15 protein-coding genes are annotated in these 12,702 nt (G+C 55.1%); 12 read left to right on the top strand and 3 right to left on the bottom strand.

Going from position 1 to position 12,702, the window contains the following annotated elements:
* The first annotated feature begins 20 nt into the window (after positions 1–20).
* Positions 21–1,001, top strand: coding sequence for a patatin-like phospholipase family protein (locus MKY12_RS20220; RefSeq protein WP_209871179.1), 981 nt, complete (start codon positions 21–23; stop codon positions 999–1,001).
* 106 nt (positions 1,002–1,107) lie between these two features.
* Here MKY12_RS20220 and MKY12_RS20215 read toward each other — a convergent pair whose 3' ends face one another.
* The gene (locus MKY12_RS20215; protein ID WP_036731908.1) at positions 1,108–1,446 is read right to left on the bottom strand and encodes a hypothetical protein; all 339 of its coding nucleotides are present in this window, start codon (positions 1,444–1,446) and stop codon (positions 1,108–1,110) included.
* A 7-nt stretch (positions 1,447–1,453) separates the two neighbouring features.
* On the bottom strand, positions 1,454–2,452 hold the full coding sequence (locus MKY12_RS20210; RefSeq protein ID WP_036731910.1) for a DUF1385 domain-containing protein: 999 nt from the start codon (positions 2,450–2,452) through the stop codon (positions 1,454–1,456).
* A gap of 155 nt (positions 2,453–2,607) precedes the next feature.
* Here MKY12_RS20210 and MKY12_RS20205 point away from each other — a divergent pair, with 155 nt between their 5' ends.
* The 4 genes from MKY12_RS20205 (at position 2,608) to MKY12_RS20190 (ending at position 6,759) form a co-directional block, all read left to right on the top strand.
* The gene (locus tag MKY12_RS20205) at positions 2,608–3,099 is read left to right on the top strand and encodes a YqhR family membrane protein (protein ID WP_036731912.1); all 492 of its coding nucleotides are present in this window, start codon (positions 2,608–2,610) and stop codon (positions 3,097–3,099) included.
* A 76-nt stretch (positions 3,100–3,175) separates the two neighbouring features.
* On the top strand, positions 3,176–4,246 hold the full coding sequence (locus MKY12_RS20200; RefSeq protein WP_339310482.1) for a Xaa-Pro peptidase family protein: 1,071 nt from the start codon (positions 3,176–3,178) through the stop codon (positions 4,244–4,246).
* Between the two features lie 45 nt (positions 4,247–4,291).
* A complete protein-coding gene (gene efp, locus MKY12_RS20195) occupies positions 4,292–4,849 on the top strand; it encodes an elongation factor P (RefSeq protein ID WP_036731916.1) in 558 nt (185 codons plus the stop codon).
* Positions 4,850–5,505: 656 nt separating this feature from the next.
* A complete protein-coding gene (locus MKY12_RS20190) occupies positions 5,506–6,759 on the top strand; it encodes an aspartate kinase (protein WP_036731918.1) in 1,254 nt (417 codons plus the stop codon).
* A 149-nt stretch (positions 6,760–6,908) separates the two neighbouring features.
* Here the strand turns inward: MKY12_RS20190 and MKY12_RS20185 are convergent, their stop codons facing one another.
* Positions 6,909–7,775: a YitT family protein gene (locus MKY12_RS20185; RefSeq protein WP_209871170.1), complete on the bottom strand. Its 867-nt coding sequence runs from the start codon at positions 7,773–7,775 to the stop codon at positions 6,909–6,911.
* A gap of 266 nt (positions 7,776–8,041) precedes the next feature.
* On the opposite strand from MKY12_RS20185, the gene MKY12_RS20180 reads away from it, so the two are divergent.
* The 7 genes from MKY12_RS20180 to spoIIIAF all read left to right on the top strand — a co-directional run bounded on the left by MKY12_RS20180 (position 8,042) and on the right by spoIIIAF (position 12,690).
* On the top strand, positions 8,042–8,284 hold the full coding sequence (locus MKY12_RS20180) for a YqhV family protein (RefSeq protein ID WP_076079974.1): 243 nt from the start codon (positions 8,042–8,044) through the stop codon (positions 8,282–8,284).
* A gap of 82 nt (positions 8,285–8,366) precedes the next feature.
* Positions 8,367–9,374, top strand: a complete 1,008-nt coding sequence (gene spoIIIAA / locus MKY12_RS20175) for a stage III sporulation protein AA (RefSeq protein WP_339310480.1) — start codon at positions 8,367–8,369, stop codon at positions 9,372–9,374.
* Positions 9,367–9,885 (top strand): stage III sporulation protein SpoIIIAB, encoded by a 519-nt coding sequence (gene spoIIIAB, locus MKY12_RS20170; RefSeq protein ID WP_339310478.1) that lies wholly within the window; start codon positions 9,367–9,369, stop codon positions 9,883–9,885. Before spoIIIAA ends, spoIIIAB begins: the two co-directional genes overlap by 8 nt.
* A gap of 13 nt (positions 9,886–9,898) precedes the next feature.
* The gene (gene spoIIIAC / locus MKY12_RS20165) at positions 9,899–10,102 is read left to right on the top strand and encodes a stage III sporulation protein AC (RefSeq protein ID WP_020426549.1); all 204 of its coding nucleotides are present in this window, start codon (positions 9,899–9,901) and stop codon (positions 10,100–10,102) included.
* A 9-nt stretch (positions 10,103–10,111) separates the two neighbouring features.
* Positions 10,112–10,501 carry a stage III sporulation protein AD gene (spoIIIAD, locus tag MKY12_RS20160; RefSeq protein ID WP_036698407.1) on the top strand — a complete coding sequence of 130 codons (390 nt, stop codon included), beginning with the start codon at positions 10,112–10,114 and terminating at the stop codon, positions 10,499–10,501.
* Positions 10,502–10,548: 47 nt separating this feature from the next.
* Positions 10,549–11,862, top strand: a complete 1,314-nt coding sequence (gene spoIIIAE, locus MKY12_RS20155) for a stage III sporulation protein AE (RefSeq protein ID WP_339249526.1) — start codon at positions 10,549–10,551, stop codon at positions 11,860–11,862.
* A gap of 24 nt (positions 11,863–11,886) precedes the next feature.
* Positions 11,887–12,690 carry a stage III sporulation protein AF gene (gene spoIIIAF / locus MKY12_RS20150; RefSeq protein WP_339249525.1) on the top strand — a complete coding sequence of 268 codons (804 nt, stop codon included), beginning with the start codon at positions 11,887–11,889 and terminating at the stop codon, positions 12,688–12,690.
* The last annotated feature ends 12 nt before the right edge of the window (positions 12,691–12,702 follow it).

Genomic DNA, 12,702 nt, shown 5'->3' with positions numbered 1-12,702 from the left:
GGAACGGGGGTTTGCCATGTATGGAGATTAACGCGGTATTTGAAGGCGGGGGAGTCAAAGGAATTGCCCTGGCAGGTGCGGTGGAGGCGACGGAACGCGCGGGCCGTACCTTTGGGCGGGTAGCAGGAACCTCTTCCGGTTCGATCATTGCCTCGCTGCTGGCAGCGGGGTACAGCGGAGAGACCATGAGCCGGATTATCCGGCGGACACCGTTCACCTCCTTCCTGAAGCGGGGAGCGCTCTACAACACCGCCTTCGTCGGGCCGGCCTTGCGTGTGCTGCTCAAGAAGGGGCTGTACTCAGGCCAGGCGCTGGAAGCGTGGATACGCAACCTGCTGCTGGAGCAGGGGGTTGTTACGTTCCGGGATCTGCCGCGCGGCAAGCTGCGGGTGATTACATCAGATATCACCAACGGGCGGATTGTGGTGCTGCCAGATGATCTGGTGCTGTACGGGATCGAGCCTGACAGCTTCGAAGTTGCCAAGGCGGTGCGGATGAGCTGCAGCATTCCGTATTTCTTCGATCCGGTGATCCTGCGGCTGGCCGGAGAGGCGGCCCGGGGGAAATCGTTCAGCGGGCAGCTGGTCTATATGGTGGACGGGGGAGTGCTGAGTAATTTTCCGCTCTGGCTGTTCGATGAGAAGAAGGACGGCTTCCTCTCGCCGCTGCGCAGGACACCAACCATAGGCTATCAGCTGATTGGGAAGACAGCTCCGCAGCCGCATCATATTACGGGTCCGTTCAGCATGCTGGAGGCGATGGTGGAGACGATGCTCTCCGCGCATGATGAACGGTATATTGAGACGGATAAATTCGTTCGTACGGTCAAAATCCCTACGCTGGGCATCTCCACTACCGAGTTTCATATCACACAGGCACAGACGGACGCCTTGTATACGGCGGGCATCGCAGCCGGAGAAGAGTTCTTCGCTAACTATCGTCCGGCACCGCCGTCCTACACCAGGAGGGCACCCCTTCAGGCCGCAGGTCCAAGACGGTAACTAAACCACAACATATAAATTTTTATCTTACCAGAAAAAAGACATCCCCACGTGATGAAATCACGTGGGGATGCCTTTTGCAGCTCTGCTTCGTTACATTCAGTATTCAGTGATATTTGGGCAACTGATCGTCATTCTTACCCTTACTGCCTTCGATGACCTGGAAGGGATAGCTTTTGCGCTTGCCCGGTGAGCCAGTGGTCTTGCGGATGCCGGCAACCTTGGACATCGTCTTGGCCGAAGGCTTAACCTTAGTGCGCGGACGTCCGGGTCCGCCTCCCATTCTGCCGGGGGCTACCTTGTAGGCGTAATACAACAGTCCCAGCAGAATCAGGGGTAAGATGAAGATGGACAGGGCCATCAGGCCGCGTGCCATAATATCTACCATCAGGCCCCATACGGCAAGAGCTGTCGTAATCCAAAATATCAAAGCATGTCTGATCATTGGCTAATCATCCTTTCGCAGGATCCAAAATGCCGCCTGACACACTTGCCTCCGAATATCCTTTTGCTTCAATTGCAGCGTCCAGCTCCCGCATCCGGTTGAAGGAAGCGATCGACACCTCTACCATATCGTCCTTAGGTTCCTTGGTAGTCAACAGCTGCAGCCACAGGCCCGGGTATCCCAGATACTTAAGGCCGGGAATATCTCTTACCGCATTCGTGCCCTTCAGTACCTCGAACGAGATTCCGATGACCACCGGTAAAAGAACGATACGCTGAAGCACCCGTTCCATCAGGGAATCCCACGGGACGACCGAGTAGATAATTACACCGAGGATAATCGTCAGCATCATAAAGCTGCTTCCGCAGCGGTAATGCAGACGGCTGTATTTCTGTACGTTCGCTACGGTCAGCTCTTCACCGGCTTCAAAGGCGCTGATGACCTTGTGCTCAGCTCCATGATATTGGAAGAGCCGCTTGATCACTGGCGTCTGCGAGATCGCCCAGAGATAGACGAGCAGGAGAATCAGCTTGATGCCGCCTTCCACAAGGTTGTGCAGAATATAGTTGTCAAATACATTTTTGAACAAAAAATCTTCTACGAATACCGGGACCAGCGTGAAAATCAGCTTACCGAACAGGAAAGACAGAATCCCCATTATAGCTACGCCGAAGATCATTCCGAGGCTCCAGCCTTCGTCCTTCTTCTTGTTCTTCGCCTGCTGCTTGGCAAGCTCTTCCGGCTCCGTCTCATCCTCGGCATAGGATTCTGCCGAATAGTTCAGATGCTTCGAGCCTTTGGCGCTGGAATCTATAATACTGACAATGCCGCGAAGCAGCGGAATCTTGCGCAGTTTAAGGACCCAGCTCTTATCGCTCTTCGGCACCTCCAAAAATGTAATCTCCTGATTCTTTCGTCTTACGGCTGTTACGTTGACATGCTTGCCGCCGAACATGACGCCTTCGATGACGGCTTGGCCGCCGTAACTGGGAGTTTCCTGGGACAACCAATTCACCTTCCCGTATATTGATATGATTTATATAATACATTGTAACTAATTTTTAAACACATTACTAGTTGGATTGCCGTTAGCTGTACATACTAGCTGTAGAGAGCGGAGTGGAAACCGGATTAACCCCATACCGAAAGAGAGGGAGCTCTATGAGTTCTTCAAGCAAGCACAAGAGCGTCCAGACGAATCCTTTTTATTTCTCCATTGAACTGGGTTATTTCGCCGGTTTAATCTGGGGAGGGTTGCACTGGCTGATGTATGTTCTGCACTTCACTAAGGTCATTCCGGGATTTTTGGCGGAGCCTTTTTTCAAGCATGAATTTCTGCTGACCCCTGCCGGGCATCTGCTCGGATATTTATGCTTCATTGTACTCTCCGTATTGGCTTCCCTGATCTACGTGTTTATTCTCCGGAAGCTTAACGGACCTTGGCCTGGGATGATATACGGGGTGCTGTGGTGGTCGGTCCTGTTCCTGGCTTGCTCGCGCTTATTCCTGCTCCAGCCGCCGTTCAAGCTGCCGTGGGACACGGTGATCAGCGAATTCTGTCTCTTCCTGCTCTGGGGATTATTCATCGGATATACAGCGGCAATCGAGTATACGGATGAACGCAAACGCGAACAGCAGACGAAGCTGGCCTAGGCCCTTCGAAAAAACTTCTCAGTTGGCCTGCCGCTATGGTAAAATACAATGTGGCTATTTCGAGAGGAGAATGAAAATGGGCAACAAGCGCGTCTCCAAGCTGCGTAAGGTTCTGCAGGAACTGGGACTGGATGCGATGTTAATTACCAGCGGATATAACCGCCGCTATTTGAGTGGGTTCACCGGCTCCTCCGGGTACGTACTGGTTACCGGTGATGACAGTTATCTGCTGACGGACTTCCGGTATATGACACAGGCCTCGGAACAGGTGAATGGCCTCAAGGTGGTACAGCATGACTCGAAATTCATTGACACCGTGCGGGAACTGCTGCCGAAGGGCGGACAAGTCCGTATCGGCTTCGAGCAGGATGATGTGACCTTCAGTGCGTACACCGCTTATGCGGAGGCTCTTGCCCCGGCAGCCATGGTACCGGTATCGAAGGCTGTTGAGAACCTGCGCATGTTCAAGGACGAGGAAGAGCTGGCTGTGATGCAGCGGGCTGCCGATCTGGCAGACGCCACCTTCAGTCATATCCTGAATGTGATCAAGCCGGGCATGACGGAACGCGATGTCGATCTGGAAATGGAATTCTACATGCGTACGCATGGTGCAACTTCGTCTTCGTTCGATACAATCGTCGCTTCCGGTGAGCGTTCAGCTATGCCGCATGGTGTAGCGAGCAGCAAGGTTATCGGGAACAACGAATTCGTCACCTTCGATTTCGGCGCGCTCCTGGACGGTTACTGCTCCGATGTGACCCGCACGATTGCTCTGGGATCACCGGACCCTAAGCTGAAGGAGATCTACGATATTGTGCTTGAAGCGCAGCTTCATACGCTGGCGCATATCAAGCCCGGCATGACCGGCCGTGAATGTGATGCCCTGGCCCGGGATATCATCACCCGCTACGGGTATGGTGAATACTTCGGCCACAGCACAGGCCATGGTCTCGGGATGGAAGTACATGAATGGCCGCGCTTGTCCAAGCTGGCGGATGAAGTCATCCAGCCGGGGATGGTTGTCACTGTGGAACCGGGAATCTATCTCTCGGGCCTTGGCGGCGTACGGATTGAAGATGATATTGTCATTACCGAGAGCGGCATCACGCTGCTGACACATTCATCGAAGGATTATTTGGTACTGTAAGACACTATCATTCAGTTCATTTATGGATTCCAGGAGGGATTTTTTGTGATTTCAGTTAACGATTTTAAGACAGGCCTGACCGTAGAAGTAGAAGGGGACATCTTCACAGTCCTAGATTTCCAGCACGTGAAGCCGGGTAAAGGCGCAGCCTTCGTCCGCTCCAAGCTGAAGAACCTGCGTAACGGCAATACGGTTGAGCGCACGTTCCGTGCCGGTGAAACCATTGGCCGCGCCATTATCGAGAACCGTGGCGTACAGTACCTGTATGCAAGCGGCTCTGAACATGTGTTCATGGACAACGAGACTTATGACCAGTTCGAATTGACAGCCAAGCAGCTTGAATGGGAGCTTAACTTCCTCAGAGAGAACATGACCGTGAATATCGTCAGCTACCAGGGCGAAATCCTCGGGATCAACCTGCCGACCAGCGTAGAGCTGAAGGTAACTGAGACCGAACCGGGCGTGAAGGGCAACACGGCTCAAGGCGCGACCAAAGCCGCTGTTCTGGAGACCGGTCATACGGTCCAGGTACCGCTGTTCATCAATGAAGGAGATGTTCTTCTGGTCGATACCCGCGAAGGTAAATATATCTCCCGCGCGTAGAGCCTTTTTGGATTTCAGATGTAACTTGAGGGCCTCCCCGCTTGATGCGGCGGAGGTCTTTTTGCTGTGTCAGGCTGGGAGAGAAGGGAAAAGGGATGAAAATGATGAAAGGGATAAATCCCTCTGATTCAGCGGAATGTTAGCTGAACGGGGGGATTAAAGGGATAAATCCCTTAGATTAAGCTAAAAGTGGAGAGGAAGGGTAAATCAAAGGGATAAATCCCTCTGACGGACGTCTCCGGTGGGGCGGAATGTGGAGTGAAAGAGTAATGAGGTGCACTAGTGCATCAGAATTGGGCCGGAGCGGGCTGGATGAGCGAATGAGGAGCATTAGTGCCCCTGAATTGGGCCAAAGCGGGCTGGAAGAGCGAATGAGGAGCATTAGTGCCCCTGAATTGGCCCAAAGCGGGCTACATGAGCGAATGAGGAGCATTAGTGCCCCTGAATTGGGCCGAAGCGGGCTGGATGAGCGAATGAGGAGCATTAGTGCACCTGATTCCGGCCGTGCGGGTTCGGGGTTAAGGCCGGGTTCATCAAAAATGGGCATTTTATTTTGTGAAACCATTAACGCATGTTATGATTTTCGTATTATACTGTGTTAAAGCATTAACCAAAATTTAAGCTACTTTAGAGCGAAATAGGGAGTGAATGGAACTTTGTCACTTTATGTCATGAAATTCGGGGGCAGCTCCGTCGGCGACATTGAACGTATGAAGCGGGTTGCCGGGCGGATCGCAGCCAAGCAGGATGAAGGACATCGCTGCGTTGTGGTGGTCTCCGCTATGGGAGATACCACAGATGATCTGATCGATCAGGCGAATCAGCTGAACGGTCAGCCCCCCGCACGCGAGATGGATATGCTGATGACTACAGGGGAGCAGATCTCCGTAGCGCTTCTGTCGATCGCGCTTCACGGGATCGGCCGGAATGCCGTATCCTATACAGGCTGGCAGGCCGGGTTCCGCACCGATGAGACCCACGGCCGGGCACGGATCAGTGAGATTGTTCCGCGCCGGGTGCTGGAGTCGCTGGAGCGGGAGCAGATTGTGATTGTAGCCGGCTTCCAGGGCATGACGCTGGATGGCGAGATCACTACGCTGGGCCGCGGAGGCTCAGATACGACAGCGGTTGCGCTGGCTGCAGCCATCAAGGCGGATGTCTGCGAGATTTATACCGATGTAGACGGAATCTACTCTACTGACCCGCGGATTGTGAAGACGGCGCGCAAGCTGAAGGAAATCTCCTATGACGAGATGCTGGAGCTGGCGAATCTCGGGGCAGCCGTGCTGCATCCGCGTGCCGTGGAATATGCCAAACGATATCAAGTGAAGCTGGTCGTAAGATCAAGCTTTAACCATAATGAAGGTACTGTGGTGAAGGAGGAAGCAAGCATGGAGCAAGGTGTAGTAGTTAGCGGAATTGCCTATGATAAAAATGTGGCCCGGATCAGTATTCTGGGAGTTCCAGATGTGCCGGGGGTACTCGCCCAGGTATTCGGCAAGCTGGCCGATGAAGGTGTGGATGTCGATATTATCGTGCAGAGCGGAGTGCAGAACAAGACGGCTGACTTCTCCTTCACTGTAGCGCTTGGAGATCTTGTGAAGGCCAAAGAGGTCATCGAAGGGCTGCACAGCGTATTGCCTTACCGTGAAGTGACTTCCGAGGACAGTCTGGTCAAGGTGTCGATTGTCGGCGCCGGGATGGTCAGCCACCCGGGGGTTGCCGCCAAAATGTTCGAGGTGATCTCGAATGAAGGCGTGAGCATCAAGATGGTGAGCACTTCCGAGATCAAGGTATCCTGTGTGATTGAATCCGGCAACCTGCAGCAGATCATTCAGGCGCTGCATACCGCCTATAACCTGGATACACAAGAGCAAGCCTTCGTTGGAGGTCCACAGGACCGCCGCTAAGCCGCAGATTATAATTCAACAATAGGTCTAAGACGCAAAACGAAAAGAGTGCTGTTACCCGCAGAAGCGGAGAACAGCACTCTTTTCTTTTGCCGCAAAATAGGTTACTTGCCTGACGTTCCGGCGGGTGGCAGCAAGCTCGCTCCTGGTTAGCTCAGCCGCCGGAACCTGCCCATAATCTCCACGGTCTCCAGCACGTTAACGAAGGATTTCGGATCGGTCTCCAGAATCGTCTTGCGCAGATCTGCCAGCTCATAGCGGGTGGTTACGGTCATCAGCATCGTATTGCCTTCGTGACTGTATCCGCCCTCGGCGTTCACAACCGTGATGCCGTGCGGCAGACTGGTCAGCCGGTTCAGCATTTTCTCGCGCTCCTTCGTGACGATGAAGCAGGTCAGCTTGATATGGCGGATGTGGATCATGTCCACCACCCGGCTTTTGACGAAGATACAGAGCATCGCGTACAGCGCGGAATCCCAGCTTTTGAAGAAGCCCAGACACAGAATGACGAGACCGTCCATGACGAACAGCACGGTGCCCATGGGAATATCCCGCTTGCGGGTAATGATGGAGCCGAGAATGTCGAAGCCCCCGGAAGATCCTCCCGCCCGCAGAGAGAAGCCAACCCCTCCCGCAATAATCACCCCGCCGAAGATACTGGCCAGAATCGGGTCCTTGGTAAGCTTCACCACAGGGATCACGTTCAGGAACCAGGTGGTGGAGAGTACAGACAGCATGCTATAGCAGATGTACTTTTTGCCCACGGCGACGAAGCCCCAGATCAGGATCGGGAGATTGATGGCGAAATAATACAACGAAATATACTTTGGATGGGTCAAATACCCGATGATGGAAGCTGTCCCGGCTACACCGCCGCTGAGCAGCTGATGCGGAATCAGGAACAGGCGGAGCCCGGCTGCTACCAGAAAGGCTGAAAATACAATGATAGCTACCTCTTTTACCTGTCTGCCTATCGTTCCTGATACAAGCGGTACTACGAAATTACGAACTTGCATGATTGTGATCCCCTTCTTTGCTCAGTTATCTTTGGATGCGGAAAAATTAATTTTATCATACCGATGATATTTTTTTATGGAGGGCGGCACTATGATATCTTTCACACCTCCTGAAATCTGTGCTAGTATCCCCATTTCTTCTTGTCTAAAGTCGCCCCCTTCCGCATATCCATGGATAACAGCTTGTTTGATTTGCAGTGAAATGGCGGGCGGGCCCATAGATTTGGAAAAGGGAGATGGGATATTTGGACAAGTATGTAAGCTGGATGTCGGCCCTGCGGCTGCTGTCTGGCAGTGTAGAGATTGCGGCGGCTTTGATTATGCTGAAGCTGAATCAGGTGGATAAGGCACTGGCTGTCAATTCGGGACTGGCGCTTGTCGGTCCTACGATTCTCATTCTGACCACGGCTGTGGGCCTTACAGGGATGGCAGAGCAGCTGTCCTGGGGGAAGCTCGGCTGGATTGGTTGCGGGGTGGCTATTCTCTTATTCGGGATTCTCAAGAAATGATAGATGATAGGCATAAAGCATAAGTACAAGCATAAATATGAGATAAAGCTATTTAGTAGAGGACAGCTTGGGGGTACCTGGTATGGCAAATGACTGGCTTTTGTTGTTTCCCGAAAAAGTAAGAGCGCTGCTCGGCGGCCTCCCCGCTGCGCTCCTGGACAAGGTGGAGGAGATTCGCGTCCGTGAGGGCCGGCCGCTGGAGATCAACTATTCCGGCAAGTATCATTTCATCGGTGCCGGCGGCACCCTGACCCAGCTTCCCGGCGGGGCTTACCGGCCGGACCGGGAGGATACGCACCGGCTGCTGGACCTCATCAGCAATCATTCCCTCTATACGATGGAAGAGGAGCTGCGCAAGGGCTTCATCACGATTCCGGGCGGACACCGGATCGGTCTCTGCGGCCGGACGGTGCTGAGCGGGGGCGGCGTGGAGCATCTGCGTGATATTACCGGCTTCAACGTGCGGATTGCCCGTGAGGTGCACGGCATCGCCGACGGTGTGCTGCCGTATCTGCTGGACCGGGGGCGGCAGCGTGTGATGCATACGCTGATTCTGTCCCCGCCGCAGCATGGCAAGACCACGCTGCTGCGCGATCTGGCCAGGCAGCTGTCGGCAGGTACAAGCGGCGGCCGGGAAGGCAGCCGGCCGGGGCTGAAGGTCGGCATCGTCGACGAACGCTCCGAGATCGCGGGCAGCCGCCGGGGAATTCCGGCCTTCGATGTCGGGCCGCGCACGGACATTCTGGACGGCTGCCCCAAGGCGGAGGGCATGATGATGATGATCCGCTCCTTGTCGCCCGATGTGCTGATCGCCGATGAAATCGGCCGCATGGAGGACGCAGAGGCGGTGACCGAGGCGCTGCACGCCGGGATCTCGGTGGTTGCTTCTGCGCACGGCAAGGAAGTGTCCGAGCTTGCCCGGCGGCCCGGACTTGGCGGGCTGCTGGAGCACCGGATGTTCGAGCGGTATGTGATACTGCACCGCGGAGCCTCTGGCTTGTCCTTCCGCATTCTGGACGCCCAGAAGCGGGGTCTGCTGCTGGTCTCGCCGGAGCAGCAGCCGGTGTCAGGGGGTGACCGCCATGCTTAAGCTGCTTGGCGCGGTAATGATCGTGCTGGCGGGAACCCTGGCCGGCTTCAAGCGGGCGGCCCAGTATGCCGACCGGCCGAGACATATCCGGGCCTTGATTGCAGCGCTCCAGCGGCTAGAGACCGAGATCCAGTACGGCTACACGCCGCTGCCGGAGGCGCTGCGCCGGATTGGAATGCAGACAAAGGAGCCGCTGCGGGCCTTCTTCCTTACGGCGGCGGAGGAGATGAACCCGCCGTATAACTACAGTGCGGAAGAGGCCATCCGGCGGGCGATGGAAGCCCACTGGAGCAGCGCATCGCTGCGGGGCACGGAGAAGGAGATCATCCGGCAGCTAAGCTGCACGCTCGGAACCAGTGACCGTCCGAATCAGAGCACGCATATTGCACTGGCTTTACAGCAATTGAAGCAGGAGGAGACAGCGGCCAGAGAAGATCAGGGCAAGTATGAGAAGGTGAGTAAAAGCCTGGGTCTGCTGCTTGGAGCATTGATCGTCATTTTGATCTTTTAGCGAGGTGCCAGGAATGAATATTGAAGTCAACGCGATCTTTCAGATTGCCGGCATCGGCATCATTATCGCCATGATCCATACGGTGCTTAAGCAGATGGGCAAAGAGGATATCGCCCACTGGGTAACGATTGTCGGCTTTATCATCGTCCTGTTCATGGTCATCCGGATGCTGGATGGGCTGCTGCAGGAAATCAAAACGATTTTTCTTTTTCAATAGGCTGAGGTTATGGAAATCATTCAGATTGTGGGAATCGGCATCTTGGCGACGGTCCTTATCCTCGTCCTGAAGGAACAAAAGCCGGTATTCGCCTTCCTGCTGACCACTGCGGCCGGCATCCTGATCTTCCTGTTCCTGATCGGCAAGATCGGAACGATTCTCGGTACGCTGGAGCGGGTGGCGGAGTCCTCCGGGATGGAAATGATCCACATCAAAACGGTGTTCAAAATCATCGGCATCTCCTATATTGCGGAATTCGGGGCGCAGATCGTGAGGGATGCCGGGCAGGAATCGATTGCTTCCAAGATTGAGCTGGCCGGCAAGGTGCTGATCATGGTGCTGGCTGTTCCGATTATCAGCATTATTATTGAAACGGTCATGAAGCTGCTGCCAGCCTGATACAGCGGACATGCCGGACAAGTTGGAGTAGAGCGGAGGTGAGGGGAATGCAGGAGCATAGTATTTTTCGGCCGCCAAAAGGGGGAAAGGCGCTCCTGCTTCTGCCAGCCCTGTTGCTGGTGCTCCAGCTGCTTCTGCTGTGTGGAAGCACGGCAAGTGCGGCAAGTGTTGCGAATGCTGCAAGCGCGGGAAGTGTGGCAAGTACTGCAAGCGGGTCCCCTGTTCCTTCAGCTCCGGCTACAGGCGGCAGCGGAGGTCTGGCATCTCCTGTTGACCAGTGGGTGAAAGGGCAGGTGGAGCATCTGCCAAAAGACAAAGTCGAGTCTTACTGGGACCAGCTGATGAAGGATTACGGGGGATTTTTCCCGGAGGGACGGACACCTTCCTTGATGGATATGCTGCTGCCGGGAGATAAGGGCTTAAGCTTCAAAAGCGTATTGTCCGGCCTGATGAACTTCATGTGGCATGAGGTGCTCTACAACGGCAAGCTGCTGGTCACGATTGTGATGATCAGTGTGCTGAGTATGATTCTGGAGACGCTTCAGACCGCTTTTGAACGGAAATCTGTCAGCAAGATTGCTTATATGCTCTGCTACATGGTGGTGCTGGTCATCGCCGTTAACAGCTTCAATGTCGCTATCGGCTATGCCAAGGATGCCATCGACCGGATGATCGACTTCATGATGGCTATGATTCCGCTGCTGTTCGCGCTGCTGGCCTCAATGGGCAATATCGTCACGGTGTCGGTGACCCATCCGCTGATCGTATTCATGATCCATACCGTAGGCACGCTGATTCATACGCTGGTCTTCCCGCTGCTGTTCTTCTCGGCGGTGCTGCATCTGGTGAGCGCCATGTCGGAGAAATACAAGCTGACCCATCTGGCGAATCTGCTGCGCAATATCGGGGCCGGGCTGCTCGGGGTGCTGCTGACGGTGTTCCTCGGCGTGATCTCCGTCCGGGGGATTACCAGCTCGGTTACAGACGGAGTGACCATACGCGCGGCCAAATATATTACAGGGAATTTCGTGCCGGTGATCGGTAAAATGTTCGCGGATGCCACCGACACGGTCATCTCGGCCTCACTGCTGGTGAAGAACGCCATCGGGCTGTCGGGAGTGATCATTATCCTCTTCCTGTGTGCGTTCCCGGCAATCAAAATTCTGATCCTCGCCCTGATCTACAATCTGGCCGCCGCTGTCATGCAGCCGCTGGGCGAGACACCGATTGTGACCTGCCTGCAGACGATCGGCAAAAGCATGATTTATGTCTTCGCGGCGCTGGCCGCCGTCTCGCTGATGTTCTTCCTGGCAGTAACCATTATGCTGACTGCGGGCAATGTGACCGTAATGATGCGCTAGAACGAAATGACAAGGAGGTGCGCCATGTCCTGGCTCAGCAGTTGGCTCCATGAGCTGATTCTCGTCGTGCTGATGGCTGCATTCGTGGAGATGCTGCTGCCCAGCAAATCCATGGAACGCTACGCCAGACTGGTGCTCAGCCTGCTGGTTCTGCTGACAATGCTAAGCCCGATAATCTCTCTGCTGAAAGGGGATGCCAGCAAGGAGCTGACCGTGGCGATGCAGCAGCAGGAAAGAAGCGGGGGGCTGCTGAACAGAGCGGAGGGTGCACCGGATTCGCTGGACAAGATTCTGGCGGACGGGCGGATGCTGGCTGCCGGAGCCCGCGACCAGAGCCTGAAGCTGGCTGCCGAGGAAATCGCCGGCCAGATGCGCGACCAAATTGCCGGGAGCACCGGGCTCGGCGGGGTGAAGGTAACGGTGGCCCTGGCCATGGGCCCGAATCCAAATGCGCCGCTCGGCGAGGAGGTGCCGCTGATCTCCTCGGTCACAGTAGCGCTTCCGCCGGAGCAGAGCGCCTCTGGAGGCGCTGTCCAGGGTGGGGGCGCATCATCCCTCCCGTCAGCCGGGCCGATACAGATTAACCCTGTGGAGCCGGTCCAGGTCAGCCTGGAAGGCAGCGGGGGAGATGGTGAAGCGCAGGAAGCGTCATCCTCAGGTGGTGGTTCGGCTCCGGCGTCCTCCTCTTCCGGGAGCGGCACTGAGGGAGTGCAGGAGACCCAGGCGGAAGAAGCCGGAACAATTATCCAGCTGCTGGAGAAGAACTGGAACCTGGACCCCGCTTTGATCAAGGTGCAAAGCAGCGGGGGCGGTACCGTGAAATCATAATTGAAGGAGGGA

The sequence above is a fragment of the Paenibacillus sp. FSL M7-0896 genome (assembly GCF_037975415.1).
In the GTDB taxonomy this organism is placed as follows: Bacteria; Bacillota; Bacilli; order Paenibacillales; family Paenibacillaceae; genus Paenibacillus_AQ; species Paenibacillus_AQ silagei.
The sequence above is the reverse complement of the archived record's forward strand: the minus strand, read 5'-3'. Positions and strand labels throughout refer to the sequence as shown.

Excerpts from the sequence above, each read along its gene's own strand:
- spoIIIAA (WP_339310480.1), top strand. The coding sequence starts at position 8,367 with ATGGCAAATGACTGGCTTTTGTTGTTTCCCGAAAAAGTAAGAGCGCTG.
- spoIIIAC (WP_020426549.1), top strand. The coding sequence starts at position 9,899 with ATGAATATTGAAGTCAACGCGATCTTTCAGATTGCCGGCATCGGCATC.
- MKY12_RS20215 (WP_036731908.1), bottom strand. The coding sequence starts at position 1,446 with ATGATCAGACATGCTTTGATATTTTGGATTACGACAGCTCTTGCCGTA.
- MKY12_RS20200 (WP_339310482.1), top strand. The coding sequence starts at position 3,176 with ATGGGCAACAAGCGCGTCTCCAAGCTGCGTAAGGTTCTGCAGGAACTG.
- spoIIIAE (WP_339249526.1), top strand. The coding sequence starts at position 10,549 with ATGCAGGAGCATAGTATTTTTCGGCCGCCAAAAGGGGGAAAGGCGCTC.
- MKY12_RS20220 (WP_209871179.1), top strand. The coding sequence starts at position 21 with ATGGAGATTAACGCGGTATTTGAAGGCGGGGGAGTCAAAGGAATTGCC.
- spoIIIAF (WP_339249525.1), top strand. The coding sequence starts at position 11,887 with ATGTCCTGGCTCAGCAGTTGGCTCCATGAGCTGATTCTCGTCGTGCTG.
- spoIIIAB (WP_339310478.1), top strand. The coding sequence starts at position 9,367 with ATGCTTAAGCTGCTTGGCGCGGTAATGATCGTGCTGGCGGGAACCCTG.
- MKY12_RS20180 (WP_076079974.1), top strand. The coding sequence starts at position 8,042 with ATGTCGGCCCTGCGGCTGCTGTCTGGCAGTGTAGAGATTGCGGCGGCT.
- spoIIIAD (WP_036698407.1), top strand. The coding sequence starts at position 10,112 with ATGGAAATCATTCAGATTGTGGGAATCGGCATCTTGGCGACGGTCCTT.
- MKY12_RS20205 (WP_036731912.1), top strand. The coding sequence starts at position 2,608 with ATGAGTTCTTCAAGCAAGCACAAGAGCGTCCAGACGAATCCTTTTTAT.
- MKY12_RS20185 (WP_209871170.1), bottom strand. The coding sequence starts at position 7,775 with ATGCAAGTTCGTAATTTCGTAGTACCGCTTGTATCAGGAACGATAGGC.